This window comes from Allohahella marinimesophila (assembly GCF_039538005.1).
GTDB lineage: Bacteria > Pseudomonadota > Gammaproteobacteria > Pseudomonadales > Oleiphilaceae > Allohahella > Allohahella marinimesophila.
Genome location: NZ_BAABBO010000001.1, coordinates 78623 through 103856, shown reverse-complemented (window position 1 = coordinate 103856; position 25234 = coordinate 78623). Strand labels below are relative to the sequence as shown.

Annotated in this window: 25 protein-coding genes; 7 read left to right on the top strand and 18 right to left on the bottom strand. The window is 58.1% G+C overall.

Going from position 1 to position 25234, the window contains the following annotated elements; genetic code table 11:
- Positions 1–33: 33 nt before the first annotated feature.
- The 9 genes from ABD735_RS00445 to ABD735_RS00405 all read right to left on the bottom strand — a co-directional run bounded on the left by ABD735_RS00445 (position 34) and on the right by ABD735_RS00405 (position 9589).
- Complete coding sequence (locus tag ABD735_RS00445) at positions 34–1257, bottom strand: D-alanyl-D-alanine carboxypeptidase family protein (RefSeq protein ID WP_344802162.1); 1224 nt, start codon at positions 1255–1257, stop codon at positions 34–36.
- Positions 1258–1337: 80 nt separating this feature from the next.
- Complete coding sequence (locus ABD735_RS00440) at positions 1338–2261, bottom strand: septal ring lytic transglycosylase RlpA family protein (RefSeq protein WP_344802160.1); 924 nt, start codon at positions 2259–2261, stop codon at positions 1338–1340.
- Between the two features lie 66 nt (positions 2262–2327).
- The gene (gene mltB / locus ABD735_RS00435) at positions 2328–3392 is read right to left on the bottom strand and encodes a lytic murein transglycosylase B (RefSeq protein WP_344802158.1); all 1065 of its coding nucleotides are present in this window, start codon (positions 3390–3392) and stop codon (positions 2328–2330) included.
- A 39-nt stretch (positions 3393–3431) separates the two neighbouring features.
- A complete protein-coding gene (gene rodA / locus ABD735_RS00430; protein ID WP_344802156.1) occupies positions 3432–4586 on the bottom strand; it encodes a rod shape-determining protein RodA in 1155 nt (384 codons plus the stop codon).
- Positions 4583–6553 (bottom strand): penicillin-binding protein 2, encoded by a 1971-nt coding sequence (gene mrdA, locus ABD735_RS00425; protein WP_344802154.1) that lies wholly within the window; start codon positions 6551–6553, stop codon positions 4583–4585. Before mrdA ends, rodA begins: the two co-directional genes overlap by 4 nt.
- A gap of 40 nt (positions 6554–6593) precedes the next feature.
- Positions 6594–7070 carry a 23S rRNA (pseudouridine(1915)-N(3))-methyltransferase RlmH gene (gene rlmH, locus ABD735_RS00420; protein ID WP_344802152.1) on the bottom strand — a complete coding sequence of 159 codons (477 nt, stop codon included), beginning with the start codon at positions 7068–7070 and terminating at the stop codon, positions 6594–6596.
- The gene (gene rsfS / locus ABD735_RS00415; protein ID WP_344802149.1) at positions 7070–7444 is read right to left on the bottom strand and encodes a ribosome silencing factor; all 375 of its coding nucleotides are present in this window, start codon (positions 7442–7444) and stop codon (positions 7070–7072) included. The genes rlmH and rsfS overlap by 1 nt, the downstream gene beginning before the upstream one ends.
- A gap of 157 nt (positions 7445–7601) precedes the next feature.
- Entirely contained in the window at positions 7602–8300 is a 699-nt protein-coding gene (nadD, locus tag ABD735_RS00410) for a nicotinate (nicotinamide) nucleotide adenylyltransferase (protein ID WP_344802147.1), read from the bottom strand.
- 2 nt (positions 8301–8302) lie between these two features.
- Positions 8303–9589, bottom strand: a complete 1287-nt coding sequence (locus ABD735_RS00405) for a glutamate-5-semialdehyde dehydrogenase (RefSeq protein ID WP_344802145.1) — start codon at positions 9587–9589, stop codon at positions 8303–8305.
- Between the two features lie 177 nt (positions 9590–9766).
- Here ABD735_RS00405 and ABD735_RS00400 point away from each other — a divergent pair, with 177 nt between their 5' ends.
- Genes ABD735_RS00400 through ABD735_RS00390 form a run of 3 tightly spaced genes read left to right on the top strand, consistent with a single transcriptional unit; the run spans position 9767 to position 13249 of the window.
- Complete coding sequence (locus ABD735_RS00400; RefSeq protein WP_344802143.1) at positions 9767–10846, top strand: GGDEF domain-containing protein; 1080 nt, start codon at positions 9767–9769, stop codon at positions 10844–10846.
- On the top strand, positions 10836–11819 hold the full coding sequence (locus tag ABD735_RS00395) for a GGDEF domain-containing protein (protein ID WP_344802141.1): 984 nt from the start codon (positions 10836–10838) through the stop codon (positions 11817–11819). The genes ABD735_RS00400 and ABD735_RS00395 overlap by 11 nt, the downstream gene beginning before the upstream one ends.
- 11 nt (positions 11820–11830) lie before the next feature.
- Positions 11831–13249: a bifunctional DedA family/phosphatase PAP2 family protein gene (locus ABD735_RS00390; RefSeq protein WP_344802139.1), complete on the top strand. Its 1419-nt coding sequence runs from the start codon at positions 11831–11833 to the stop codon at positions 13247–13249.
- A 12-nt stretch (positions 13250–13261) separates the two neighbouring features.
- Here ABD735_RS00390 and ABD735_RS00385 read toward each other — a convergent pair whose 3' ends face one another.
- The 6 genes from ABD735_RS00385 to ABD735_RS00360 form a co-directional block, all read right to left on the bottom strand.
- Positions 13262–13885 carry an LON peptidase substrate-binding domain-containing protein gene (locus ABD735_RS00385; RefSeq protein ID WP_344802137.1) on the bottom strand — a complete coding sequence of 208 codons (624 nt, stop codon included), beginning with the start codon at positions 13883–13885 and terminating at the stop codon, positions 13262–13264.
- Positions 13886–13940: 55 nt separating this feature from the next.
- On the bottom strand, positions 13941–15215 hold the full coding sequence (locus tag ABD735_RS00380) for an HDOD domain-containing protein (RefSeq protein ID WP_344802135.1): 1275 nt from the start codon (positions 15213–15215) through the stop codon (positions 13941–13943).
- Positions 15216–15281: 66 nt separating this feature from the next.
- Entirely contained in the window at positions 15282–15878 is a 597-nt protein-coding gene (locus ABD735_RS00375; RefSeq protein WP_344802133.1) for a dihydrofolate reductase, read from the bottom strand.
- A gap of 2 nt (positions 15879–15880) precedes the next feature.
- The gene (locus ABD735_RS00370) at positions 15881–16714 is read right to left on the bottom strand and encodes a thymidylate synthase (RefSeq protein WP_344802131.1); all 834 of its coding nucleotides are present in this window, start codon (positions 16712–16714) and stop codon (positions 15881–15883) included.
- A complete protein-coding gene (lgt, locus tag ABD735_RS00365; RefSeq protein WP_344802129.1) occupies positions 16714–17535 on the bottom strand; it encodes a prolipoprotein diacylglyceryl transferase in 822 nt (273 codons plus the stop codon). The genes ABD735_RS00370 and lgt overlap by 1 nt, the downstream gene beginning before the upstream one ends.
- A gap of 18 nt (positions 17536–17553) precedes the next feature.
- Positions 17554–18369: a sulfite exporter TauE/SafE family protein gene (locus ABD735_RS00360; RefSeq protein ID WP_344802127.1), complete on the bottom strand. Its 816-nt coding sequence runs from the start codon at positions 18367–18369 to the stop codon at positions 17554–17556.
- A gap of 103 nt (positions 18370–18472) precedes the next feature.
- Between ABD735_RS00360 and ABD735_RS00355 the strand changes: the two genes are divergently transcribed.
- A complete protein-coding gene (locus ABD735_RS00355) occupies positions 18473–19288 on the top strand; it encodes an NRDE family protein (RefSeq protein WP_344802125.1) in 816 nt (271 codons plus the stop codon).
- 8 nt (positions 19289–19296) lie between these two features.
- Here the strand turns inward: ABD735_RS00355 and ABD735_RS00350 are convergent, their stop codons facing one another.
- Positions 19297–20280 (bottom strand): flagellar motor protein MotB, encoded by a 984-nt coding sequence (locus tag ABD735_RS00350; RefSeq protein ID WP_344802123.1) that lies wholly within the window; start codon positions 20278–20280, stop codon positions 19297–19299.
- Between the two features lie 12 nt (positions 20281–20292).
- The gene (gene pomA / locus ABD735_RS00345; protein WP_344802121.1) at positions 20293–21057 is read right to left on the bottom strand and encodes a flagellar motor protein PomA; all 765 of its coding nucleotides are present in this window, start codon (positions 21055–21057) and stop codon (positions 20293–20295) included.
- Between the two features lie 165 nt (positions 21058–21222).
- Between pomA and ABD735_RS00340 the strand changes: the two genes are divergently transcribed.
- The 3 genes from ABD735_RS00340 (at position 21223) to dxs (ending at position 24595) form a co-directional block, all read left to right on the top strand.
- Entirely contained in the window at positions 21223–21525 is a 303-nt protein-coding gene (locus tag ABD735_RS00340; protein ID WP_425548543.1) for an exodeoxyribonuclease VII small subunit, read from the top strand.
- Positions 21485–22519 carry a polyprenyl synthetase family protein gene (locus tag ABD735_RS00335; protein WP_344802119.1) on the top strand — a complete coding sequence of 345 codons (1035 nt, stop codon included), beginning with the start codon at positions 21485–21487 and terminating at the stop codon, positions 22517–22519. Before ABD735_RS00340 ends, ABD735_RS00335 begins: the two co-directional genes overlap by 41 nt.
- 123 nt (positions 22520–22642) lie before the next feature.
- On the top strand, positions 22643–24595 hold the full coding sequence (gene dxs / locus ABD735_RS00330; RefSeq protein WP_344803758.1) for a 1-deoxy-D-xylulose-5-phosphate synthase: 1953 nt from the start codon (positions 22643–22645) through the stop codon (positions 24593–24595).
- Here dxs and ribA read toward each other — a convergent pair.
- Positions 24562–25191 (bottom strand): GTP cyclohydrolase II, encoded by a 630-nt coding sequence (gene ribA / locus ABD735_RS00325; protein ID WP_344802117.1) that lies wholly within the window; start codon positions 25189–25191, stop codon positions 24562–24564. The genes dxs and ribA overlap by 34 nt on opposite strands.
- Positions 25192–25234: the final 43 nt, after the last annotated feature.

Here is a 25234-nt window from a genome sequence, read left to right as displayed (position 1 = left end):
CAGCCCACTCACAGCCCATCATAGGCCCAGCACTTAGTCAAACAGGCCAGTTACAAACAGCCAGATGGTGTGCCACAGCCGTTTGAAGATGCCCGCCTCAGCGACATCCTGCAGCGCGACCACCGGCCGCTTCGCCAGAACGTTGTCTTCAAGTGAGACAACGAGGGAGCCCAGCACCTGCCCTTTGGTAATCGGCGCGGTAATACTCTCGTCGATATCCAGCTTGATATCGAGCGCTGCTTTCTGCCCTTTCGGAATAGTCAGGGTAACTGCTTCACCAGTACCAAGCGCCACGAGGTCTTCAACGCCCATGAAAATCTTGCTATCGACCAGCTTGGCCCCCGCCTGATACAGCGGCAACGTTTCAAAGAACCTGAAGCCATAGTTCATCAGCTTCATGGTTTCCTGCGCTCTCGACTCCTGGCTTTTCGCACCAAGCACCACGGTAATGAGACGCATTTCATCGCGCACGGCAGAGGCGACCAGACAGTACCCCGCCTCCTCGGTATGGCCTGTTTTCAAGCCATCGATAGACTTGTCCCGCCAGAGCAGGAGGTTCCTGTTCGGCTGGCGAATCTTGTTGTATGTGAAGTGCTTTTCCGAATAGATCGGATATTGCTGCGGGAAGTCGTAGACGATGGCCTGTGCAAGCAGCGCCAGATCGAAGGCCGTAGAGTAGTTGTCTGGGGATGGCAGACCAGTCGCGTTGGAGAACTGCGTGTTCTGCATGCCGAGGCGTTGCGCATGGCCGTTCATGATGGTCGCAAAGGCCTGCTCACTGCCAGCGAGATATTCGGCCACAGCAACGCTGGCATCGTTACCGGATTGAATGATGATACCGCGTAGCAGATCTTCAAGCCGGACCCGTGTGCCTTCCTGAATGAACATCTTCGAGCCGCCGGTCTTCCATGCGCGCACAGAGATGGGCACTTCGTCGTCAAAGCCGACATTTCCGCGTGCGACTTCGTAGTCCAGCACGTAAGAAGTCATCATTTTGGTCAGACTGGCGGGCGGCAGGCGCTCATCAGCGTTCTTCTCCGCGATGACCACGCCTGTTCTGGCGTCCATGAGCACGTAAGCAGTGGCAGCCACCTGAGGGGCGGCAGGAATGATGACCTGCGACGGTGCTTCGCTGCGTGATGGCGGCGTGGCAAAGGTGGGCACTTCTTCTGCTGCGCCAGCTGGGTATGCGCCAATCAGCGCGGCGCCCAGTAGCAATCGGCTCAAAGCCAAAGACATGGAATATCTGGAATTCATGTGTGTCCTAGGTGTACTGCCTTTCTCGTAATGTAAGGGTCGGCGGGTTGATGGCTCCGGCCAGCGGCCACGGTTTACATCTACTGAACGGTTTCGGCGGACGCTTGCGGATTCGCCGGAATGACAAGGGTACCAGAATAGCTCGTTTTTGCGAGCCTCGACTGAAAGCGCGGCAGTTCGCCTGATGATTCAAGCGGACCGATTCTCACCCGGTGCAACATCCGTTCAGCACTCGCAATTTCTTCTATGAAGACATCAGGCCCTTTCGGCTTGACCAGACCCTGCAGCATCGATTGCAATTCACCCTTCACCTGAAGCGCACGTTCGCGTGTGGAAAACGCGCCGACCTGCAGGAACATGGGTTCGTTACTGTGTTCAAGCTGGCCCGAGGGCAAGGCAGGCTGGACGGGCTGGGTGACGGAAATTTTTGCTTCAGTGGACCCAGGCAACTGCGTGGCCGGTGTCGTCGCCTGTTGTAGCGAATCCATTGGCGAGAGCTCGTCCTGAGGGAGGAGTGCTTCAACGCGGACTGGCGCAGTACCGGTTTTGACCACGTCTAACGAAAGCGCAGCGGCATAGGACAGATCGATCAATCGGTCTTCATGAAAGGGACCGCGATCGTTGACGCGCACGACGATCGAGCGCCCATTCTTCAGGTTCGTGACGCGTGCAAACGTCGGCAAGGGCAGGTTCTTGTGTGCTGCCGAAAACGCATACATGTTGTAGATCTCGCCATTGGAGGTGGCGTGACCGTGAAATTTCGCGCCATACCAGCTCGCCAGCCCGGTCTGGTTATAACCCTGAGCGGAGTCCATCACGGTGTACTGCTTGCCCCACACTGTGTAGGGCGACTTGTTACCACCTCGGCTCTTCGGCTCAGCGGTCGGGATGACGGGCGGTACGTTCGTGGGGTCGAAGCCACCTTCCGGCTCGACGTCCTGCTTGATCGAGTAGCGTGAGCTGCTGGTCGGCGTGGATGAGCAGCCGACCAATGTCAAAAGCATTGCGATGGCCACTGGCAGAACTGCTCTACCCTGCCATCCCCGACCATTGTTCAGCAACATCCCGAATCAGGCCCCTGCCAGTTCGCGACTGAGCTGATAGACCGCCATGGCATATCGATCGCTATGGTTGTATCGGGTAATGACATAGAAGTTGTGCGTGACCAGCCAGTGCTCGATGGCGTCGGTATTTTCATAGCGTACCAGGCGCACCGGTGCGTCCTTGGCAATGCTGTCAGGCGCCTTGACGCCGACCTTGGCAACATCGGCAAGCTTCTGTGCAGGCTTGCGGTTTTCAGGGAGCAGTTCGGCTGGCACCGGCTCCTTGACATCAACCGGAAAAGCGACCGGCTCATCAGTCTTCCAGCCGTGGCGCTTGAAATAATTCGCCACACTACCAATGGCATCTTCGACATTATTGAGGATGTCCGCCGTATCATCGCCATCGAAGTCGACCGCATAGGCGCGATAGCTGCTGGGAATAAACTGACCATAGCCCATGGCGCCTGCATAGGAGCCCTTGAGAGCCATGGGATCGAATTTCTGTTCCCGGCTCAGCAGCAGGAGCTCTTCGAGTTCCTTGGAAAAGAACTTGCTGCGGGCCGGATAATCAAAGGACAAAGTACTCAACGCGTCGACTACGCGATATCGGCCCATGATCTGACCGTAACTGGTTTCAACGCCAATGATGGCGGCTATGATTTCCTTGGGTACGCCAAACTCCTTTTCGGCGCGCTCGAGTGTGTCCTTGTGCTCTTCCATGAATTTTTTGCCACCGGAGATACGCTTCTCTGTGAGAAAGATCTTGCGGTATTCGCCCCAGGTCAGCATCTTTTCGGCAGGTCTGCTGATGGCGTCGATGATGCTCTGTTGCTTCGAGGCATCGTCAAACAATCCCTGGAGATAGGGCCGATCAAAGCCATGCTGCTCCACCATGCGATCGATGAAGCCAGCGACAGCTTCGTGCTTGCCGTAGTTGATCATTTCTGGCACTGCGGCCTGGCGGGTAGTCTCGTCGGCGAAGCCCTGAACTGGTAGCACACTGAGCATCACACCAGCCAGCAGTCCGGCGATTCGAAGAGAGGGCGTGCGTGTCAGTTGAATGTTGTTCTTGTCTGAAAGACAGGCGGTCATAGTAAGTTTCCAGTCATTGCGGGAGTCGAAGCATTCGAATCAGCGCTTGAGTATTTTCTTGTGAGAGTGAACGGACATCAGGACGCCGAAGGACGCCAGGAGCGTGAGCACCGATGTGCCCCCATAGCTCACCAAGGGTAAAGGTACCCCTACAATTGGGAGTATGCCACTCACCATACCCATATTAACAAAAACGTATACAAAGAAGATCGATGTGAACGCCCCTGCCACGAGTCGGGCGTAGGTCGACTGTCCGTTAATGGCAATATAGAAGCCGCGCAACACTATCGCAACGTAGAGCGCCAGAATACTGAGCACGCCGATGAAGCCGAATTCTTCACCCAGCACGGCGATAATGAAATCGGTGTGGCCCTCAGGCAGGAAATCGAGCTGCGACTGCGTCCCCGACAGCCAGCCCTTCCCCCCCATGCCGCCGGACCCGATCGCTGTTTTCGACTGTATGATGTTCCAGCCCGCGCCGAGTGGATCGCTTTCCGGATCGAGCAGGGTGAGCACGCGCTGCTTCTGATAGGGTCGCATCACGAAAAACCACATCAGTGGCGCAGCGATACCGGCCACTACCGCCGAACCCATGATCCAGCGCCAGCTGAGCCCTGCAAACAGCAGTACGAAGATGCCGGATGAAGCGATAAGAATCGAGGTACCGAGGTCTGGCTGTTTGAGAATCATCACCGTCGGGACGAAAATGATCAGCAGCGCCACCATCAGGCGACGCGGCGACGGCGGCAGCACACGGTCGGACAGGTACCAGGCCACCATCATGGGCACCGCCAGTTTCATGAATTCGGAAGGCTGCACCCTGAAGCCGATGAAGGGAATCTCCAGCCAGCGCTGCGCGCCTTTGGCATCGATACCGACCACCATGACGCCAATGAGACCGAGCAAGCCGGCACAATAGACCCATGGTGACCAGCGCCTGAGATGGTCCGGGTCTATCTGGGCCACCAGCAACATCAGAATAAGTCCGAGCCCGAAGTGAGCGCCCTGACGCTTCACATCGCTCACATCCTGGCCACTGCCACTGTAGAGCACAAACAGGCCACTACCAATGAGCATCAGCAGCAACATCAGCAATATCGCGTCCATATGCAGCCAACGCACCAGCAATGAGGGGCCATTGAAGCGCTCATCATTCTGCGGCAACTGACGAAGGAAATCGGTACTCCGGCTCATTGCACGACTCCGCCGACGTCTGCCGCAGTGCCAGCTACCCCAGGCACGATCACGCCCTCATTCTGCCGCGGGCGCGCAGGTTGCTCGACGCCGTCGGGGAGCAGCCAGTCTATGAGCTCTTCAGTCACTTCATATTCACCCTTGAGGTGGGCATCGAATATGACACGCGCTACCGGCGCAGCGGCCGTACTGCCACCACCACCGTTTTCAACGATGACAGCCACCGCGATGGTGGGATCATCGGCGGGTGCGAAGCCAATGAAGAGGCCATGATCCCGGTGCCATTCGGCGATGGCATCGGCGTCATATTTCTCACCCTGCTTGATTCCAATGACCTGCGCCGTGCCGGTTTTCCCGGCGATCCTGTAATCGGCGCCGCGGCCACTTCGATTGGCGGTTCCCTTGCGCGTATGCATGACGTCTTCCATGGTGTTGATGATGTACTCCCAGTACCAGTCTTCACGCAGCACGATATCGTTGCCTGGCGACTCCGGCACCGTCATGCTTTCCCCGCTCATGGTATCGACGAGGCGGGGCGTGACCCATCGCCCCCTGTTGGCGAGAACGGCCGTTGATGTCGCCAGCTGAAGCGGTGTCATCAGCATGAAACCCTGACCGATACTCATGTTGAGCGAATCACCGGGAAACCAGGATTGGCCGCGTGCAGCGCGCTTCCAGTCTCGCGAAGGCAGATTGCCCTTGCGTGCTTCCGGCGCGTCATAGGTGGTTCGTTGACCCAGCCCGAACTGATGCAGGTATTCATACATGATATCGACGCCGGTCTTGAAGCCGGTATCGTAGAAAAACACATCACAGGATTCGACGATTCCGGTGCGAAGATCCACCCAACCGTGACCCTGGCGCTTCCAGTCGCGATACTGGCGTTTGTCGTTCTTCAGCGTGTAGAAACCTGGATCCCAGACCTTGGTCTGCAGATTGATCTTGTCGGTATCCAACGCTGCAAGGGCCACCATCGGTTTGATGGTTGACCCGGGCGGATACTGCCCTTTATAGGCGCGATTGAACAGCGGCAGCTCGCGCGAATCCTGCAGGCTACGGTAGCTGACGGTATCGATGCCAGTCACAAACAGGTTGGGGTCGAAACTCGGTGTGCTGACCAGCGCCAGTATGCCGCCGGTACGGTTATCGATGGCCACCACTGCGCCACGACGCCCGGCCAGAGCGTCCTCTGCGGTCTTCTGCAGACGGGCATCAAGGAAGAGCTTGAGATCCTTGCCTGGCGCCGGCGGTGTGGCGGCCAGCTGACGCAGCACCCTGCCCCGGGCATTGGTCTCGATGGTCTCATGCCCGGTCAGGCCATGGAGCTCATCTTCATATCGTTTTTCGATGCCGAGCTTGCCGTAATACTGCGTGCCACTGTAATTGGCGGCATCGACCTGCTGCAGCTCAGGCTCACTGATACGCCCGACGTAGCCGAGCACATGGGCGAAGAGATGCTTGTAGGGATAATAGCGAATGAGCTCGGCGCCAACGTCCACACCCTTGAGCCGATACCGGTTCACAGCGAGCGTGGCGATTTCGTCTTCGGTGAGGCGTGAGCGCAGGGTCACCGGCTCATAGGGTCTACGGCGCTGACGAATACGCTTGCGAAAATCGGCGATGTCGTCTTCGCTGATGGCGACCAGAGAGGATAAGGTGGCCAGTGTCTCATCAAGATCGCCGAGCAGCTCGGCAGTGAGCCGCAGGGAAAAGGTCGGCTGGTTATCAGCCAGCAACAGCCCCTGACTGTCATAGATCAGCCCGCGTGTCGGCACCACTGAACGCAATTGCATTCGGTTCTGATCAGACAGGGTCTCGAAGACTTCATGCTGATTGACCTGCAGGAAATAATAACGCGCACCTAACAGGCACGTCAGGACCAGGATGACCAGAAGAGCCAGTACTGCGCGTACCAGGAAGGTTTCCTGCTCCTGGCGGTGGTCTTTGAAATCGGAATGGGTACTCATGCGGACCTTGGAATTTGGTCTTCAACAACGCAACCTGGCTTCAGGCACGATGATACGGATGTCCTTGATTATAGCTCCATGCGCGATAAATCTGTTCCGCGAGCATGATTCTGACAAGAGGATGGGGCAAAGTTAATCTGGAGAGCGAGAATTTTTCGCTGGCGCGTTTGAGTACCGCGTGCGAGAGCCCGTCAGGGCCGCCGATCGCCAGGGCCAGCGGCTTGCCGGTCAACTGCCAGTGCGACAGCCTGTCGGCAAAGGCTTCGGTGGTAAATTGCGTACCTTTAACGTCGAGGGCGACAAAGGTCGCTTTGGGGTCGAGCTTCGCGAGCAGCTTCTCGCCCTCCCAGTCGTTGAGTCTGGATGGCGGCATGCTGTTGCTGCCCTGCCGGGGCGCGAGTGGCAGTTCCACGAGTTCGAGCCTGACGTCTCTGGTGAGACGCCTGCTATATTCGTTGAAGCCTGTTTCGACCCAGCCCGGCATCTTGCTGCCGACAGCAAGGATCTGAATCAGCATCAGACGAGATGGGCTGAACTGCCTGTGGCGCTTCCTGCAGAACTATCGACTGGCGCATCACGCCAGAAGCGCTCGAGATCGTAGAACTCGCGTGCCGACGGCATCATAATATGCACGACGACGTCACCGAGATCGACCAGCACCCAGTCAGAGGCATCTTTGCCCTCTTCACCAAGTGGACGCTCTCCGGCTTTCTTGATTTCGAGAATCAGGTTGTCTGCGAGGGATTTGATGTGCCGGCTCGATGTTCCGCTGGCGATGATCATGTAATCGGTGACGCTGGTTCTGTCTTTGACATCGAGGACACTGATGTCTTTACCTTTCAGGTCTTCGAGTATCTTGACTACCAGGTCTTTCAGGGGTTCTGTATCCATGCGTGTGGTGTGCACCTCTCTCGTGCTTTCCGGTTATGGCCCTCTCATGATACGACTGATAGCAGCGAGTCACCAGCGCGAAAACCCCAGAATGGGGCCTCAGTCACGTGACAAGTAACAATAACCCTTTTAAAACATAAACTTACTAGATTACAAATTAGATCAAATTGTGATCAGCGGCGCAAGAATACAGATCATTTCTGGCGATATAATCCAGGACCGCCGGCGCCGTGAGGTAACTGGCGGGGCGGCCACGGCTGATGAGCGCGCGAATTCGCGTGCTTGAAATATCGAGCAGACTCAGCTGTACGAGGTGGATATGGCCTGCTGGCCGCTCAAGCAAGACACCGGGCTCTTCGACGAAGGCGCCTGAGAATTCATCGAGCTGCCTGAGCTCGGCCAGCGCCGCGCTGCCAGCCTCATCTTGACTGCCTGGCCGCCCGATCACCAGCAGATGGGCATGGCGGGTGAGCTGCGACCACTGATGCCAATCACGAATATTGAGAAATGAATCCATACCCATGACAAAGATGAGTGGCTGTTCCTGCGGCAACTGCTGCCGATAGCGGCTCAAGGTATCGATGGTGTACACAGGACGGAGGTCATCTGCACTGCGCAGATCGACTTCGCTGCGGTCGGCCCGCAATGGCGGCTGCTTCAGGGCGTTTGCTTCGGCAAGCGCAAGCTGCAACATATCGACCCGCTGCTGAGCCGTAGCGCGATTCCGCTTACCTGCCTGAGCCGGACTTGGTAGCAGTCTAACCTCCGCCTGCAACAACTCCCCGACTTCCACGGCCATGCGCAAATGACCATAATGGACCGGATCGAAAGACCCGCCGAAGAGTACACAGGGCATGCTCACCCGCGGATATGACCGTCGCCGAATACGATGTATTTCTGTGAGGTCAAACCCTGTAGACCGACCGGACCACGGGCATGCAGCTTGTCCGTCGAAATACCAATCTCTGCACCCAGACCATATTCAAAGCCGTCGGCAAAGCGTGTGGAGGCATTCACCATGACCGAGCTGCTGTCGACTTCGGTAAGAAAGCGCCGTGCCCTGGTGTAGTTTTCGGTGACGATGCTTTCGGTGTGGTGCGAACTGTAGGTATTGATGTGCTCGATGGCCTCATCCAGGCCGCTGATGACCTTCACCGCAATGATGGGCGCCAGATATTCCTCGAACCAGTCTGCCTCGGCAGCAGCGCTGGCATCAGGCAGATAGCGCCGTGTCTGGTCGCAGCCACGAATCTCTACGCCGGCCGCCTTGAGTCGCTCACCAATCTGTGGCAAGAAGGCTTCGGCAATGGCGGCGTCAACCAACAGGGATTCAGCTGTGTTACAGGTACCGTAGCGATGGGTCTTGGAGTTGAAGGTGATCGCCAAGGCCTTGGTGAGGTCTGCGTCGGCGTCGACATAGACGTGGCAGTTGCCGTCGAGATGTTTGATGACCGGCACTTTCGAGTCGCGGCTAATCCGCTCGATGAGTCCCTTGCCGCCTCTAGGTACGATGACGTCGACATAGTCCGGCATGGTGATGAGTTCGCCTACGGCGGCCCGATCAGCGGTATTCACGATCTGCACGGCAGCCGCGTCCAAACCTGAGCTCGCCAGCGCGGCGCTGATGCATTCGGCAATGGCCAGATTGGAATGCAGCGCTTCGGAGCCGCCCCGCAAAATAGTGGCGTTGCCGGACTTCAGGCACAAGCTCGCTGCTTCTACGGTCACGTTGGGTCGGGACTCGTAGATGATGCCGATAACGCCGAGCGGGACGCGCATCTTGCCGACCTGAATGCCGCTGGGGCGATAGCTCATATCGCTGATTTCACCGATCGGATCTGGTAATGCGGCGACTTCGCGCAGACCGGTGATCATGGCGTCTATTCGAGAGGGCGTCAGTTCGAGCCGATCGAGCAGCGCGGCATCAAGCCCGCTATCACGGCCAGCGGCCATATCGAGACGGTTGGCTTCGGCCAGCGACTCGCGGCTATTGCCAAGCTGCTCGGCAATCGCCAGCAATGCATCATTGCGCATTTTCGTGCTGGCGCGCGCCAGTTGCCGGGAGGCTGCTCTCGCAGCCTTGCCGACGCTCTGCATATAAGCCTGCACGTCCTGCTGCGCGGCTTCTGAACTGACTGTAGTCACTCGTACCTTCCTGCCTGTAAATCCTGAATCATCCGAGTATACCGTCCGGCACGACTGCGAGCCAGACTGCCGCCGCGCATTAAAGTGGCGGATACGCATGACTACGCTGACTTGCCGGCGGGCTTGGACTAAGCTGTAGGCAAACAACAGCTAACGGCAAGTCCGACCCGGGTCAATATGGAACTGACTGAATTCAATGAACAGCTGCGCGCCAAGGCGTACGGCTATGGCGCCCTTGCCTCCATTCTTCTGGCCATTGCCGCCGCCTTTGCAGGGCACTGGGTGCTTGCTGTCGTCTGCGTCGGCATGATGGCCCTGCTCATGGCCAATCATTTTGTATATCGCCGACAGGCAGCGATCGTGAAGCGGCTCGAGGAGATACAGGCCAACCCGCGCAACCCTCGATCGGTCTACAACGTCAGAGGATTTCTCGGCGCGCAACAGGGCGTGCACTGGCTATCCCATACTGTATTGCTGGCGCTGATGCTGGTCACGACTGCCGGCGCCATTTACATGCCGCAGGGCATCACGCACTGGAGTTATTTTATCCCGCTGCTGGCCTTCCTGAACTATCAGATGCATGTCGCGACCGTAGTGACCGCGATCTATTCCGTAGTGTTCTCGACCATACTGATTTTTGCCGTCGATGGTTTCGAGCGCATACAGGTATTCTTTATTTACCTCGTCAGCCTGTCGATCACACTGGCCTTCGTATATCTGCGCGAAATCAAGGAGCAGCAGCTCAAGCCGCTGCGGCGTACTGACCACCTGACGCTGGCCTCCACACGCGAATATCTGACGCAGGATCTCGAGAAGGAGATACAGCGCAGTGAACGCGAAGGCACGGACCTGAGCGTGTTTGCCCTCCGCGTCGACGATATCAGTCTCGAGGACCTGGACGAACCCAGGCGAAATGCCCTGCTCCAGCAATTGGGTCAGCTTCTGCATGAAAATCTGCGACTGTTTGAAGGCTATTATCGCTACGAGCCTGAAGAGTTCATCGTCGTGCTGCCACTCATAGGTTCCAGAACAGCGGAAAAGCGTGCGACCGGGCTACGCCAGCAGATTCGGGCGGTCTTCGACAAGCAGCGCAATCCCGTCACCGTAGGGATCGGCATTTCGACTCTGAATGTCGACGACACAGCTGAATCGCTGATCGAGCAGGCGCGACGGGCACTGAAGCACGCACGGCACAAGGGCCCGAACCAGTCTGTCTCGTTCAGTCAGATTTCCCAGGAGGGTAGCCTTGCTCACTGAATCACAGCTCCGTAACCGGGCACGCATCTACCTCTATCTCATCGGCGCTGGTCTGTTTTTCATCCTGGCCCTGCAAAACGCGCGATATGGGCTTTACGGTCTCTTCTATGCCGGATTGCTGCTCTTGCCTCTGCTGATCTCGGGCGCGGTGTATGCCTGGCAGAAGCGTAGCGAGCTCGACGCCTACAAGGGACATGTGGTCATCCTCAGCGCGGCACAATGCATCATCCTGTGGCAGTTCCTCAGCGGACAGGCGGAAGTCATTCACTGGTCCTATGCACTGGCGCTGCTCAGCTTTCTACTGCTGTCACAGTCGCTGGCACTGCTCTACAACTGCGTGTCGCTGTTCATACTTGGGCTGTCGTCACTATTCACCCAGAGCTTCTTCGAGTCGGTGAATTTCTTCGTCAGCTATGCCCTGCTCATCGGCATGGCGGGGCTGTATGCCTGGCTGTACCACCACAAGAGTCGCTTTCTCCGCGAAATCACCATCAAGGATCCGCTCACCGGGGCCTACAACCTGCGGCATCTGGAATTCACCCTGCGACAGGAGATTGCGCGTTCGGCGGCCGTTGGCCATCCGCTGTCGCTGGTCGTGATCAACATCGATTATTTCGCCCAGATCAGTGAGATGCACGGGCTCAACAGCATCAACGAACTGCTGGCCGAAACCGGGCAATTGCTGCTGAAGGAGACCCGGGCTGGCGACAGCCTGTATCATGGGCGGGGTAGCATCTTCTATCTGTTGCTGCCGTTTACGCCCGAAGAAGGTCTGCTGGTGATCGCCGAACGACTGCGCCGTGCCATCGAAGCCTACAAGTGGAAACTTGGAGATCCGATCACCGCCAGCGTGGGCTGTCTGACCCGTGAACCTGACGAGAGCGACGAACTGGCCCTGCTGAAGCGTCTTGAAAATTCGCTGCAGCAGGCACAGTCAGCCGGCGGCAACAGGGTAGTCTTTTCCAAGCCCTGAACTGAGACATCGTGACTGAACCCCTGACTGCTCTACTGGACTGGCTACAGGCCAATTCCGGCTGGATAACCGGCGCCATCGCACTCACGGCCTTTGCCGAATCGCTGGCCATGGCTGGCATCATCGTACCCGGCGTCATCATGCTGTTTGGTTTTGCCGCCCTGGCCGGCTTTCTACAATTCGATATCATGACGATTCTTGCCGCCGCCTTCGTTGGTGCAGTGGCGGGCGACGCCATCAGCTTCGCACTGGGCCGGCATTACAAGGCGCAGACGCGTCAGCTCTGGCCCTTGAGCCGCTATCCGATGCTGGTGGCCAGGGGAGAAGCCTTCTTCCTCCGTCACGGCATGCTCAGCATTGTACTGGGGCGCTTTATCGGGCCTATCAGGCCCATCGTGCCGATGATTGCGGGCATGATGCTGATGTCACCTCGCAAGTTTCTCATCGTGAATGTATTGTCGGCCCTGGCCTGGGCGCCATTCTACATCTTTCCGGGCTTTCTCACCGGCAGCAGCCTCGAGGCGGCGGGCTTCGACTTCTCCCTCGACTCCGCGGTCTCCTATTCTGCGGGGCGACCTGGCGAAAATACAGGCCCGGTAGCGCAGCTCTGGGCCTTCTGGCACCTTTGGTCACCGCTGGCCGTGCTGGCCGCCGGCGCCATGACTGGCGCATTGGCGAGCTATCTGCTCAGGGCCTTTGAGACGAGGCTCTGGCTGCCTGGCACAGCCTTCCTGATCGCCTTGCTGTGCTGGACGCTGATTGTCATCGAGTCGCTATTCAGGCTGTCGACCATCGACATCATCGATCAATCCATGTTCAATATCGCACAAGCCATCAGCATAGAGTGGGTGCGTCTGCTGGCTATTGGACTGACATTGCTGGGAGATACGATCTGGCTCTATATTCTCCTGGGCACGAGCTGCGTGTGGCTGTGGTTCCAGGGTCATCAACGGCTGGTCGTCTGCATCGCGCTCGGGGGCCTGGCTACCCACGCGCTGACTTCGGGACTGAAAATGCTGTTCGATGTCGTGCGACCCGAGGTGACCTATCTACCTGGCAACGCGGCTTACCCAAGCGGACACACCAGCGGCGCCGTGTATACCTACACCGTGCTGGCGATGCTGTTTGCCCGCAAGCAGCGCTGGCTAATCCTGTGCCTGGCGCTGGCGACACTGGTTGGCACCAGCCGGCTGCTGCTCGGCGTTCACTGGTTCTCGGATATCGTTGGCGGTAGCCTGCTGGGACTCGGAACGGCCTGTTTCGCCTTGCAGGCGGCACGAGTCCCGCTGGGCGGATTTCTCTTCAGACACCACCGCAGGCAGAAAAACCATGCGGTGATGGCATGCGTGCTGGTGGCTGCAGCCATCTATGTGAGCGTAAGGATGAGTCAGGTCGGGCAGCAATATCTGGCAAACTGGAGCGGCGCCTGAGAGCCCGCACACCTAGCTTTCCTCACCATGCTCGACGATGGCATGCAGCATATAGCGCATCTGTTCCAGCCGATAGGCAGGGCGCTGCAGGCTTAGTAGATACTGCTTGTCTTCGTTTCGCAGAGGCAGGAGTTCGAGCAGTCGATAGCCGACCTCTCTGCAATCATCATAATCGATGTCCAGGTCCAGCCGCTTGACGGCCGGATGCTTCTGCAGGTCCCGCAGCAGAGTTACGAGTTCTGCATAATCGTCACCGACGGCGACTTCGGGCTCGGGCGGCATGGTGGCCACCTCTCCGATAAACAGCCCGGTGTCATCCTGCCTGAATGACTTGATCCTGACCTTTTCCCGCCCCTGAACCGTGATCCCGAGCAGGCCGTCCTGCAGCTGCTGAAAATCGCTGATCCGCCCATAAGTGCCGAGATCGAAGAAACCGCTTTCAGCGTCTGTTCTGGTGAGCACGATCACGAAGCCCATTTCATGCTTGAGGCAGTCGCTGATCATTTTCAGATAGCGTTGTTCAAATATCCGCAGGGGCAGTTGTCCGCCTGGGCAAAGTATGGTGCCCAGCGGAAAGAGTGGCACCTCCATCTGGTGCCCGGTCTGAGCTGATTGTGACTCGGATCGGTCCGGCATGACATCGAGCGCCTTTGGCTGGTGTACATGAGTGAAGAGGCTGAGGCCGTGCGGCTCAGCTTGTCACTTCAAATACGGTCGCAGACTGTGCACGGGCCAGTTCTATGATATTTAAACTTTCCTGCGGCGTGATGTTGAAGCGGGCCAGACGCTTGAAGGCCGGTATGCGATTCATCGGCGGAAGCGAGGCCTGCTCTGCCGTACCAATGAAAGCGTGAACCTGTGCCAGCGTCACGATATCGGCGCATAGTGGCACCGCCTCACTGAAATCGCCGGTGTAGCGTTCCGCATGTTCGACACTGGCGATCACGCTATCCGGAAAGCCCCACTCCCTGAGCATGGCCACACCGATCTCCTCACGCAGATCGGTAATGAGATGTTCGAGCAGATCGTCATGCCGTCGCGCTGCTGGCAGTGCGGCTGCCTGCTGTATGACTGGAATAGCGCCGATATCATGCAGTAGACCCGCGAGCAAAGCCTGCCCCGGGTTCACCCCTGGAACGCGCTCGGCAATCACGCTGGCAAGCGTGCCAACCTCGATGGAATGTTGCCACAGTTTTTCCATGCGGATGCGCAACTTTTCATGGCGGGTGGTGAACAGTTCGCGCACTGTGAACAGCGCTACCAGTTGCTTGGTGGTTTCGACGCCGAGGCGAATGACCGCATCGCGACAGCTCTCGATTTTTCTGAATCCGCGAAATAAGGGACTGTTGACCGCATAGATGATCTTCGCAGTGATGGCGGGATCGGTTTGCACGATATCGGCAATACGAGCGACATCACACTCAGGGTCGGCTGCCGCCCTGCGGATGCGATCGGCTGCCAGTGGCAGTGATGGCAAACTCAGACAACGGTTCTGCAGGTCCCGGCTGATCTGGACGACGATGCGGTAGCCCTGTGAGGCTTCATCGGCGGCATCGGCCACATCGAGCCTCTTGGCCTGCCCGTTGTTAAGCGCTGCCGAATCGTCGTCGATACCCGGTTGGGGCGCCTGCTTCATCAACTGCGTCAGCTCCAGGTCATCTACCAGCAGCAGTTGAGCAGCTTTGGTAGCCGTGAGCATGTGACCTTCGGCCAGACGGAGCGGACTTCTCGCCGCCTGCGCACCTGCGGCCAGTCTGACCTGTGGAAGCTCGGGGGCCTGCAATTCAACTTCGCCGGTCAACAGGAAGAGCACTTGCTTGGCCGACTCTTCACTACCCCGACGAGCGTCACCAGGCTCCAGTGATACCCGCCCGGCACGTGCGGCCAGCAGTACCCGCTGTGCGCGGGACAGTCGATAGAGGGGATGAAAGAGTTCCAGCGAGTCCGCTGTCAGCTCGGTATTCAAATCGGAGACCCTTCTGCTTTGCGAGCGGTGAACGGGAGACGCCCCCTCACTGCAGCGCGGGCGGTCTCAGATGGCGGACAACTGTTCGACCTGCGTGTCGGAACGGGTATAGATGGCAAAGCGATGAGCGTAAGCGTTTCGCTCATCGATCTGGCCCTCTGTAAGCTCACTGAGCTGCCAGCCTGTACCAGAAGCATAGCTTGGAAAGAAGGTATCGCCAGCAACGTCCAGATCGATCTGAGTCACGAAAAGCGCTTCGCAGTAAGGCAGAAGCTGCTCGTAAATGCCGCCCCCACCAATGACGAAACAGTAGTCCTGACGGGCTTCCGCGGCACGCTTGAGGCCTGCGCTGGCAGCTTCGAATGGATCCTGCCACCAGCTTTCGGTAGTTTGCTGATTCGTGGGCTGCGTCTCAAACTGACCAGTCACCTTCCGTGGGTGGCCAGAAACGATCAGATTATCCCGACCGGGCAATAGTCTTCCTATTGAGTCGAGGGTTTTGCGACCCATGACGACCGGGCTGCCGAGGGTACAGGCCTTGAAGTATTTGAGGTCTGCTGGCAGATGCCACGGCATCTGCCCATCACGACCGATCACCAGATCGTTGGCGTGGGCGACGATGGCAGCAAGCTTCGGTTTTTTCGGCGTGGTGCTATTGGTCATGATCAGATCGCTATAGCGGCTGGTATGTGCGGCTGAGGCTCATAGCCCTCGATCTCGAAATCTTCGAAGCGATACTCGAACAGGCTGTCAGGCTTGCGCAGAATCTTCAACTGCGGCAGCGGACCTGGCGTGCGGGTGAGCTGCAGCCGGGCCTGTTCAAGATGGTTGCTGTAGAGGTGGGCATCGCCAATCGAAAGAATGATATCGCCGGGCGTGTAGTCACACTGTTGCGCCAGCATATGCGTCAGCAAGGCCAGCGAAGCGGTGTTGTATGGGTTGCCGAGAAAGAGATCATTCGAGCGGATATAGAGCGAGGCGCTCAGACGACCACCAGCTACATAGAACTGGTACAGCACGTGACATGGCGGCAGAGCCATCTTGCCGGCGGCTGCATTTTCCCAGGGTTTGAGCTGCTCATCCGGCAGATCGGCCACGTTCCAGCCACTGAAGATGTGTCGACGGCTATCCGGATTGGTTTTCAGTCCATGGACCAGACGGTCGAGTTGGTCGACATGGCTGCCATCCGGGCAGGTCCAGTTGCGCCATTGCGAGCCATACACCGGGCCCAGCTCTCCGTCCTCTGTCGCCCATTCGTTCCAGATTGAAACGCCGTTTTCCCGCAGGTACCTGATATTGGTGTCGCCGCTGATAAACCAGAGCAGTTCGTGGGCAATGCTCTTGAAATGCAGTTTTTTCGTGGTCAGCAGCGGAAAGCCCTGGGCGAGATCATAGCGAATCTGCCGGCCGAAGACGCTGCGGGCTCCGGTGCCGGTGCGGTCGTTCTTGTCGTAACCGTTGTCGAGGACGTCCTGTAGCAGGTCTAGATAGGCACGCATCAGTTGGGAGCTCCTGTTGTAGTACGGGCGTCAGCCCAACGGTAAGCCAGCACCATGAGCACGATACCAGCGATGATCATCGGTATAGACAGTAGCTGCCCCATGGTCATCCACTGAAAAGCGACAGGACCAAGGTGGGCATCCGGCTGGCGGAAAAATTCTACGACGAAGCGTGAACAGCCGTAAACCAGCAGGAACAGACCTGAAACGGCCATGGTGGGGCGCGGCTTTCTCGAATATACCCACAACACCGTAAATAGCAGCACACCTTCCAGCGCAAACTGATAGAGCTGCGAAGGATGCCGGGCAATCTGAAGCGGGTCAGTCGGGAAGACCATGGCCCAGGGTACATCGGCGGCCCGACCATAGAGCTCTGAACCGATGAAATTACCAATGCGCCCGAGGCCCAGGCCGATCGGCACCAAAGGGGCGACGAAATCGATCATGTTCCAGAAACGTATATTCTGTGAGCGTGCATAGAGCCAGATGGCAATGATGACACCGAGGAGACCGCCATGAAAGGCCATGCCGCCAGTCCAGACCTGAAATAGCCAGAGCGGATCTTCGAGGAACTTGTCGAAGTTATAGAATATGACATAGCCGAAGCGCCCGCCGAGCACGACACCGATCGCGCCGTAGAAAATGACATCGCCCACCTGCTCTTCGCGTAACGGCGTATGCGACTGCCTGGCCCGATACCGACCCAGCCACCAGGCGGCCAGGAAGCCGATCAGATACATCAGCCCGTACCAGTGCACCTTGAGTGGCCCTATGGCCAGTGCAACGGGATCAATTTCAGGGTATTCGAACCAACGTTCCATGAAGTATTCCGTCAGTAATTAGAATGACTGGGTCAGCAAGCGAAGACCAACCACGATGAGCAGGCAGGCGAACAGCCTGGAGAGTAACTTCGCCGGCAGACGATGAGCCAGGCGGGCACCCGCCTTTGCGGTCACCATGCTGGTCAGCACAATACCGAAGAAGGCCGGGAGATACACGAATCCTAGCGCAAAATTGGGCAGATCAGGCTCATTCCAGCCGGCGACGACGTTGGTGAGGGCCCCTGCGATGGCTATGGGCAGGCCGCAGGCTGCAGATGTGGCTACTGCATCCTGCATACGTACATTATGCCAAACCAGCCAGGGTACTGTCAGCGTTCCACCACCGATACCAAAGATTGCCGACCCCCAGCCAATGAAGGCGCCGCCGCCGGCAAGCCCGGGCCAGCGGGGGACGACCCGGGTTGGTGCGGGCTGGAAGCCGGTGAGCATCTTCGCAGCCACCGCAAGGGCGAACAGGCCGATAATCAGTTTGAGTGCTGAGCCGCTGAGACTGCTTGCAGTGAAGACGCCCAGCACGGCCCCCAGCACGATGCCGCAGGCCATTGGCCTGAACAGGTCCCAGCGCACCGCCTTGTACGCGTGATGTGCCTTTATGCTGGACATCGAAGTCAGCATGATCGTGGCCAGCGAGGTGCCAATCGCCAGGTGCATGCTGACGTCCGGCGAGACATTCTGCATGTCGAAGGCGAGCAGAAGCAGCGGTACGATGATCAGCCCGCCACCAATACCGAACAGACCGGCCAGTAGACCGGCAATGGCCCCTATGGCAAGGTAGCCTGCCAGAGTGATGGCCAGTACCAAGGCTTCGTTCATCTTGCGGTCCTGATGTGCTGCAGCTGCGGCCGCATATGATGCCTACCGAAAGCCCCGAGCTCAATGTCACTGTTCATTCAAATCGAGATCTGCGGACAACACCATGTGCCTGATAGCGCTTGCCTATAAAGCTACGCCCGACTTCGAGTTACTCGCCCTCGCGAACAGAGACGAATTCTATGCGCGCCCAGCCGCCCCTCTACACCTTTGGGAGCCATCCAGTCAGCACGGGCCCGTTGTTGGGGGTCAGGACCTGCAGGCTGGCGGCACCTGGATGGCCGTTTCAAGATATGACGGGGTCAGACGCTTCGCCGCCGTGACCAATTATCGCAACCCTGATCAGGCGCTGGCAGCGCGCTCACGTGGCGAACTGGTCTCTGATTTCCTGGAAGGCGAGCTCAATGCCGCTGACTTCGCGGCGGGGCTGGGCCGCACCGCCATGCAGTATGGCGGTTTCAACCTGCTGCTGCAGGACGACAGCGGCCTGCACTATTGCACGAATCGCTGGCCGCGCCAGGGTGAGCCGGCGGGCTTCCAGGTGCATTGCAGGGCGCTCGAGGCCGGCGTGTATGTCCTGAGCAATCACCTGCTGGATTCGCCCTGGCCGAAGTCGCTTCGATTGCGGCAGCAGGTCGATGAGCTATTGCGCGGGCGCAGTGCTGGCGATGCGCTCGATTCGACAGCCTGGCTGGACCTGATGCTCGATCGCTCCCAGGCCGCTGATGAGGCTTTGCCTCTGACTGGCATGCCGGTCGAGATGGAACGCCAGCTGTCCAGTGCCTTCATCGCCCTGCCCGGTTACGGCACGCGCTGTAGCACACTGGTGTCGATCGGCGATAGCAAGGCAGCGTTGATGACAGTGACGGAACGTCGTTTTAGCCAGGCAGGCATCGAAGGGGAAACAACGCTACGGCTTTGAGGAGTTGCCTAGAAGATCTCGTCTGCCGAGAGTCCCCTGAACTGCAGCTGCTGGCGGATATTCGGCAGCGGAGATGTGTTCTCCCTGATAGTCTCAAGCTTTTCAGCCAACTCTGGATCCAGCGGTTGCTGCACGATGATCTCCACCCGGCGATTACGAGCACGTCCTTCAGGGGTGTCGTTCGACATCAGCGGATTGGTGTCGGCAGCGCCCGTCACCGTGAAGCGGTCCTGACCGATATCTCCGCTCTCGAACAGGGCATGGGCGACTTCGAGGGCACGGGCCGCCGACAGATCCCAGTTTGAACGGAATCGCGCGGTCCTGATTGGTATGTTATCGGTATGACCCTCCACCGCGATACCGCCTTTGTACTCTTTGAGGATGTTCACCATATTGTCGATGACGGGGAAGAAATCGGGATTGAGGCTTGCACTGCCTGAAGAAAAAGCGCCGCGCTCCTGCACCCTGATGATGATCTGACGCCCGCGGGTTTCCACTTCGATCTGATTGTCCCTGACCTGCGGCTCGAGTGCAGTCGCCAGCTGGACAGCGGTCGATTCGGCTTCGTCTGCCATTGCTTCCAGTTTCTCGACTATCTCGTCGCTGAGCTCGGCCTGAGTGGGCACCGGGCACTGATCTGCCAGCGCCTTTTCGACAACCTGCTCGCACAGCTGCTCGAGATTGGGCAGATCAGCGTTGGAGGTCTGCTGCATGATCATCTGCAGAGGCGTGGGTTCGGGCTTGCCAGGGCTGAACTCCTGAGCGATGACGCTGGTGCCTTTTGGTATCGATGTAACGTCGACCTGATTCTGCACACCGAAGGCATCACGCATCGACCCGGCCAGACGCTTGAACTCCATGGCATCCATCTGCGCGAACGACAACAGCAATACGAAGAAACACATCAACAGCGACATCAGGTCGGCGAATGTCGCCATCCAGGCGGGGATGCCGGTAGGACACTCGTGCTTCTTTTCTTCCTCGACGATCATCGCAGCGCCTGATCAGGCATCGTCAGCGGCGCTGGGACGCTTGCCTTCCGGCAGGTAGTTCCGCAGCATCGACTCGATGACGCGAGGGTTCAGACCGGCCTGTATGGCCATGAGGGCGTCAATGACCATATTCTTGGTCTGCTCTTCCTCGGCCTGGCGCACTTTTAACTTATCCGAAATGGGAATGGCGAACATGTTGGCCAGCATCGCTCCGTACAGCGTGGTCAACAGGGCTACAGCCATCGCTGGACCGATCGATTTCGGATCGTCCATGTTGGACAGCATGGCCACGAGGCCTACCAGGGTTCCAATCATACCCATCGCAGGACCGACATCGCCCATGGAGCTGAACACTTTGGAACCCATGCCATGCCGTTCCACAGCCATGTTCTTGTCTTTCGTCATGAGATTTCTCACAACATCGGCATCGTGACCGTCGATGAGCAGGCCGATACCCTTGGCCAGAAACTTGTTTGGAATCTCCTTGCCTTCGAGCGACAGCAGACCACCCTTGCGGGCAGCGTCAGCCAGTTCGACCACAAGGTCGATCAGCTCTTCAGGATCATCGGACTTGAACATGAAGGCCTTCGCAGCCACCTTACCAGCTCCAAGAAACTGGCCCAGCGTGAACTTCATCAACACGACAAAAATACTGCCAACGATGACGATCAGAACGGACGGCACATCCACAAACATCATCAGTGTGCCACTCAGGAGCATCGCCATGATAATAATGGCAAATGCGCCGAGCAGGCCCACCAGGGTTGCTATATCCACCAGAAATCCCCGGAAAATCTATGTGTTGAGGTAGAAATCGAGCCTACCCAGGCATGGGTAAGAGTATAGACAGGGTTGGTGAATTTTCCTGAAAAAGGCTAGCATGGCGCCCAGGCACCACCGACAGCTACCCAAGCGCACATCAAACGTCAGCAGGAATCTCTTATGGCCGCACGGAAGTCACCGCAAGCTGCTGAAAGCAAGGCAGCCGAGCCCATGAAACTTGCCGATTTCGAGAGCACGCTACAACGACTCGAAAGTCTGGTGCAGAAGCTCGAACGGGGCGATCTCAGTCTTGATGAGTCATTGAGCGTGTATGAGCAGGGCATTTCCCTGTCGCGACATTGTCAGCAGGCACTGCAGACCGCTGAGCAGAAAGTCAGCCTGCTGTCGCGCGAAGCCATTGCTGCACTGCAGAATTCAGGTCATGGCGCCGCGCCTGACCCTGAGGACGATGCAGGTCGATAGGTTCATGCAGCAGGAAGAGACCGCCGCTCAGGCGCCGAAGAACGCCACGGTGAATCTGGATTTCGATACATTGAGACTGGAGATCGATCGCGAACTCGATCGCCTTCTGCCAGTTGACGATGCTGCGCAGTCAGATCCGCAACGGAAAACCGTTCTGATTGATGCCATGCGCTATGCCCTGCTCACCGGTGGGAAGCGTATCAGACCTATGCTTTGCCTGCTGACCGCAGATGCACTGACGGCCGCAGGCACTGCCGTTCAGGCCGAACGGGGATCGGTAGCCGGCGAGGCTGCGCGAATGGCCGGTTGTGCCATCGAAGCCCTGCACGCCTACTCGCTGATCCACGACGACCTGCCGGCCATGGATGACGATGACCTTCGCCGTGGAGAACCCACCTGCCATATTCGCTTTGGCGAGGCCATGGCGATACTGGCAGGAGACGCGTTGCAAACCCTGGCCTTCGACATTCTGGCGGGCCCGGGGCTGACCGCCCTGGGCGTGGAACCGTCGTCACAGCTACGCATGTTGCACCAGCTCGCTGCGGCCAGCGGTGCAGCGGGAATGGTCGGCGGCCAGGCACTCGACCTGACCGCGGAAGGCCGGGACCTGAATGAAGACGCGCTCAGCGCCCTCCACGCCATGAAGACCGGCGCACTCATTGAAACAGCCGTGATCTTCGGGCTTTGCGTACACAATATTGACGACCAGCGCCTGGAGGCGGATCTGCGCCGTTTCGGCAAATTGATCGGACTGGCATTTCAGGTGCAGGATGACATTCTCGACGTCGCCTCTGACACAGCCAGTCTGGGAAAGACAGCCGGCAAGGATGAACAGCAGGATAAGTCGACCTTTGTCCGGCTGATGGGCCTCGACGGTGCGCGCCAGCATCTGGATGCACTGTTTACCGAGGCTGACGAAATCCTTCGGCGAAGAGCCATGGACCAGACGCCGCTCGGCGCCTTCACGCGACAGCTGGCGACTCGAATACGCTAGCCTGATACACTTGTCAGGCTGGGTCGGCAGTCGGTGAAGAATCCCGTGCCCGTAGAGTGGAACACCGGGCAGAACAACCGGATTTACAATTGGATAGAAGCATTGGAACAGAGCAAGCCACACATTTTTCAGGCCATACCATCTCAGCGCCCGAACACCCCGTTGCTGGATGCAGTCGATTCGCCTGAAGACCTGCGCAAGATGAGCACGGAAGATCTACTTCGCCTGGCCTACGAGTTGCGCTCCTTCCTGCTCTACAGCGTAGGACAGAGTGGCGGCCATTTCGGCGCAGGCCTTGGCGTCATCGAGCTGACCATCGCCATCCATCACGTGTTCAACACGCCGCATGACAGGCTTGTCTGGGACGTCGGCCATCAGGCCTATCCTCACAAGATTCTGACCGGTCGCCGCGAACGTATGCCGTCGGTGCGCCAGCAGGGCGGACTCGCCGCATTCCCCCTACGCAGCGAAAGTGAGTTCGACACCTTTGGTGTTGGCCACAGCAGCACATCTATCAGCGCAGCGCTCGGCATGGCTCTGGCGGCCCGTCTGCAAGGCATAGATCGCAAGTCCATCGCCGTTATCGGCGATGGTGCCATGACTGCAGGCATGGCCTTCGAGGCACTGAACCACACCGCCGATGAAGAGACCGACCTGCTGGTCATACTCAACGACAATGACATGTCGATTTCACGCAACGTTGGTGGTCTCAGCAAGTATTTCGCGCGTTTGCTCTCGAGCAGCACCTACAACAGCGTGCGCGACGGCAGCAAACGCATGCTGCAGGGCGCACCCGGTCTGATGGAATTTGCACGGAAGACCGAGGAGCACCTCAAGGGTCTCGTCGCCAGCCCGAGTACCTTGTTCGAAGAGCTTGGCTTCAATTATATCGGCCCCATCGATGGGCATGACCTGCCCCTGCTCATCGACACGCTGGAGAACATCAACCGGCTGAGCGGCCCGCAGTTTCTGCATGTGGTCACCAAGAAAGGCAAAGGCTACGCCCCGGCCGAATGCGATCCGATTGGCTACCATGCCATCAACAAGATCGAACCCAAGGCTGCTGAAAAACCGACGAGTGTTCAGGCGCCTGCAGCCAGTCGAAAACCGGCCCTGAAGTATTCAAACGTTTTCGGTACCTGGCTCTGCGACATGGCTGCAAAGGACGAGCGTTTGATCGGCATCACGCCTGCCATGTGTGAAGGCTCCGACCTGATTGCCTTTGCCGACCGCTACCCGAAGCGCTATTTCGATGTCGCCATTGCTGAGCAACATGCGGTCACCCTTGCTGCCGGTATGGCTTGCGAAGGTGCCAAGCCGGTCGTGGCTATTTACTCAACCTTCCTGCAGCGCGGTTATGACCAACTGATCCACGACGTCGCCATCCAGAATCTCGACGTGCTCTTTGCTATCGATCGAGCCGGACTGGTCGGTGAAGACGGACCAACCCATGCGGGCTCCTTCGACATTGCCTACCTGCGCACTGTGCCAAACATGGTCATCATGGCGGCTTCAGACGAAGCCCAGTTACGAGCCATGCTCAGCTACGGCTTTCAGCACGAAGGCCCCGCGGCCGTGCGCTACCCTCGGGGCACGGGGCCGGGCGTAGCGCCGGGCAACTCCCTTGAAGCCATTGAGTTCGCAAAGTCTGCCATTGTTCGCAAGGGTTCAGGTACGGCCATCATCGCCGTTGGCAACATGCTGTCGACAGCAATCGATGTGGGCAAGACCTTGGGCGCAACAGTAGTAGACCTGCGTTTCATCAAACCACTCGATGAGACGCTGTTGCTGGAACTGGCAGATACGCATGAATTGATCGTGACCGTCGAGGATCACGCCAGGGCCGGCGGTGCCGGCTCGGCCATCATGGAACTACTGCATGACAACAGGCGCAGTGTCCCAGTTCTTTGTCTCGGCCACCCAGACGTGTTTGTCGAACACGGCAAGCCTGAGCAGTTGCTGACAGATATTGGGCTCGATGCCGCAGGCATTCTCAGGCGCATCGAGGACTACTTGCAGCCCTCGTCAACACCGCTGCGGAGCTATCTGCCGACTACGGCGACGTCATCGTCCTGATGCGTGGTCAGCAGATGACCCAGCTTGCCGGCCTTGGTACTGAGGTAATGGGTATTGTGCGGATTGCGGCCCACTTCTAGCGGCACGCGGTCTGCGATATTGATACCCAGCGCCTCCAGAGATGCAACCTTCCTGGGGTTGTTCGTCATCAGGCGTAGTGAGGCTACCCCAAGGTAGTCGAGCATGGGTTTGCAGATCGAATAATCCCGCAGATCATCCGCAAATCCCAGCGCCGCATTGGCCTCAACGGTATCAGCGCCCTTGTCCTGCAATGCGTAGGCCTTCACCTTGTTGAGTAAGCCGATGCCCCGGCCCTCCTGCCGCAGATAGAGCAGAATACCCCGCCCTTCCCTTGCAATGCTTCGCAAGGCTTCATCCAGCTGATAGCCGCAATCGCAGCGCATACTGAACAGGGCGTCGCCGGTAAGACATTCAGAGTGCGTTCTTGCCAGGGGCGGCTCAATGCCATCGCCCGTGGTCATGACATCACCGAGGGTAATAGCGAGATGTTCCTTGCCGGTCGCCCCTTCTTCGAAGCCATGTATGGTAAACACAGCATAGGGCGTAGGAAGCTTGCAGCTGGCTACGTAGGTCATTGACTGCTTTGTCGACTCATTATCTGAGTTACTAACTGACTGA

Bases quoted from the DNA above. Each gene is read 5' to 3' on its own strand.
- ABD735_RS00445 (WP_344802162.1), bottom strand. From the start codon at position 1,257: ATGAATTCCAGATATTCCATGTCTTTGGCTTTGAGCCGATTGCTACTG.
- ABD735_RS00440 (WP_344802160.1), bottom strand. From the start codon at position 2,261: ATGCTTTTGACATTGGTCGGCTGCTCATCCACGCCGACCAGCAGCTCA.
- mltB (WP_344802158.1), bottom strand. From the start codon at position 3,392: ATGACCGCCTGTCTTTCAGACAAGAACAACATTCAACTGACACGCACG.
- rodA (WP_344802156.1), bottom strand. From the start codon at position 4,586: ATGAGCCGGAGTACCGATTTCCTTCGTCAGTTGCCGCAGAATGATGAG.
- mrdA (WP_344802154.1), bottom strand. From the start codon at position 6,553: ATGAGTACCCATTCCGATTTCAAAGACCACCGCCAGGAGCAGGAAACC.
- rlmH (WP_344802152.1), bottom strand. From the start codon at position 7,070: ATGCTGATTCAGATCCTTGCTGTCGGCAGCAAGATGCCGGGCTGGGTC.
- rsfS (WP_344802149.1), bottom strand. From the start codon at position 7,444: ATGGATACAGAACCCCTGAAAGACCTGGTAGTCAAGATACTCGAAGAC.
- nadD (WP_344802147.1), bottom strand. From the start codon at position 8,300: ATGCCCTGTGTACTCTTCGGCGGGTCTTTCGATCCGGTCCATTATGGT.
- ABD735_RS00400 (WP_344802143.1), top strand. From the start codon at position 9,767: ATGGAACTGACTGAATTCAATGAACAGCTGCGCGCCAAGGCGTACGGC.
- ABD735_RS00385 (WP_344802137.1), bottom strand. From the start codon at position 13,885: ATGCCGGACCGATCCGAGTCACAATCAGCTCAGACCGGGCACCAGATG.
- ABD735_RS00375 (WP_344802133.1), bottom strand. From the start codon at position 15,878: ATGACCAATAGCACCACGCCGAAAAAACCGAAGCTTGCTGCCATCGTC.
- ABD735_RS00370 (WP_344802131.1), bottom strand. From the start codon at position 16,714: ATGCGTGCCTATCTAGACCTGCTACAGGACGTCCTCGACAACGGTTAC.
- lgt (WP_344802129.1), bottom strand. From the start codon at position 17,535: ATGGAACGTTGGTTCGAATACCCTGAAATTGATCCCGTTGCACTGGCC.
- ABD735_RS00360 (WP_344802127.1), bottom strand. From the start codon at position 18,369: ATGAACGAAGCCTTGGTACTGGCCATCACTCTGGCAGGCTACCTTGCC.
- ABD735_RS00355 (WP_344802125.1), top strand. From the start codon at position 18,473: ATGTGCCTGATAGCGCTTGCCTATAAAGCTACGCCCGACTTCGAGTTA.
- ABD735_RS00350 (WP_344802123.1), bottom strand. From the start codon at position 20,280: ATGATCGTCGAGGAAGAAAAGAAGCACGAGTGTCCTACCGGCATCCCC.
- ABD735_RS00340 (WP_425548543.1), top strand. From the start codon at position 21,223: ATGGCCGCACGGAAGTCACCGCAAGCTGCTGAAAGCAAGGCAGCCGAG.
- ABD735_RS00335 (WP_344802119.1), top strand. From the start codon at position 21,485: ATGGCGCCGCGCCTGACCCTGAGGACGATGCAGGTCGATAGGTTCATG.
- ribA (WP_344802117.1), bottom strand. From the start codon at position 25,191: ATGACCTACGTAGCCAGCTGCAAGCTTCCTACGCCCTATGCTGTGTTT.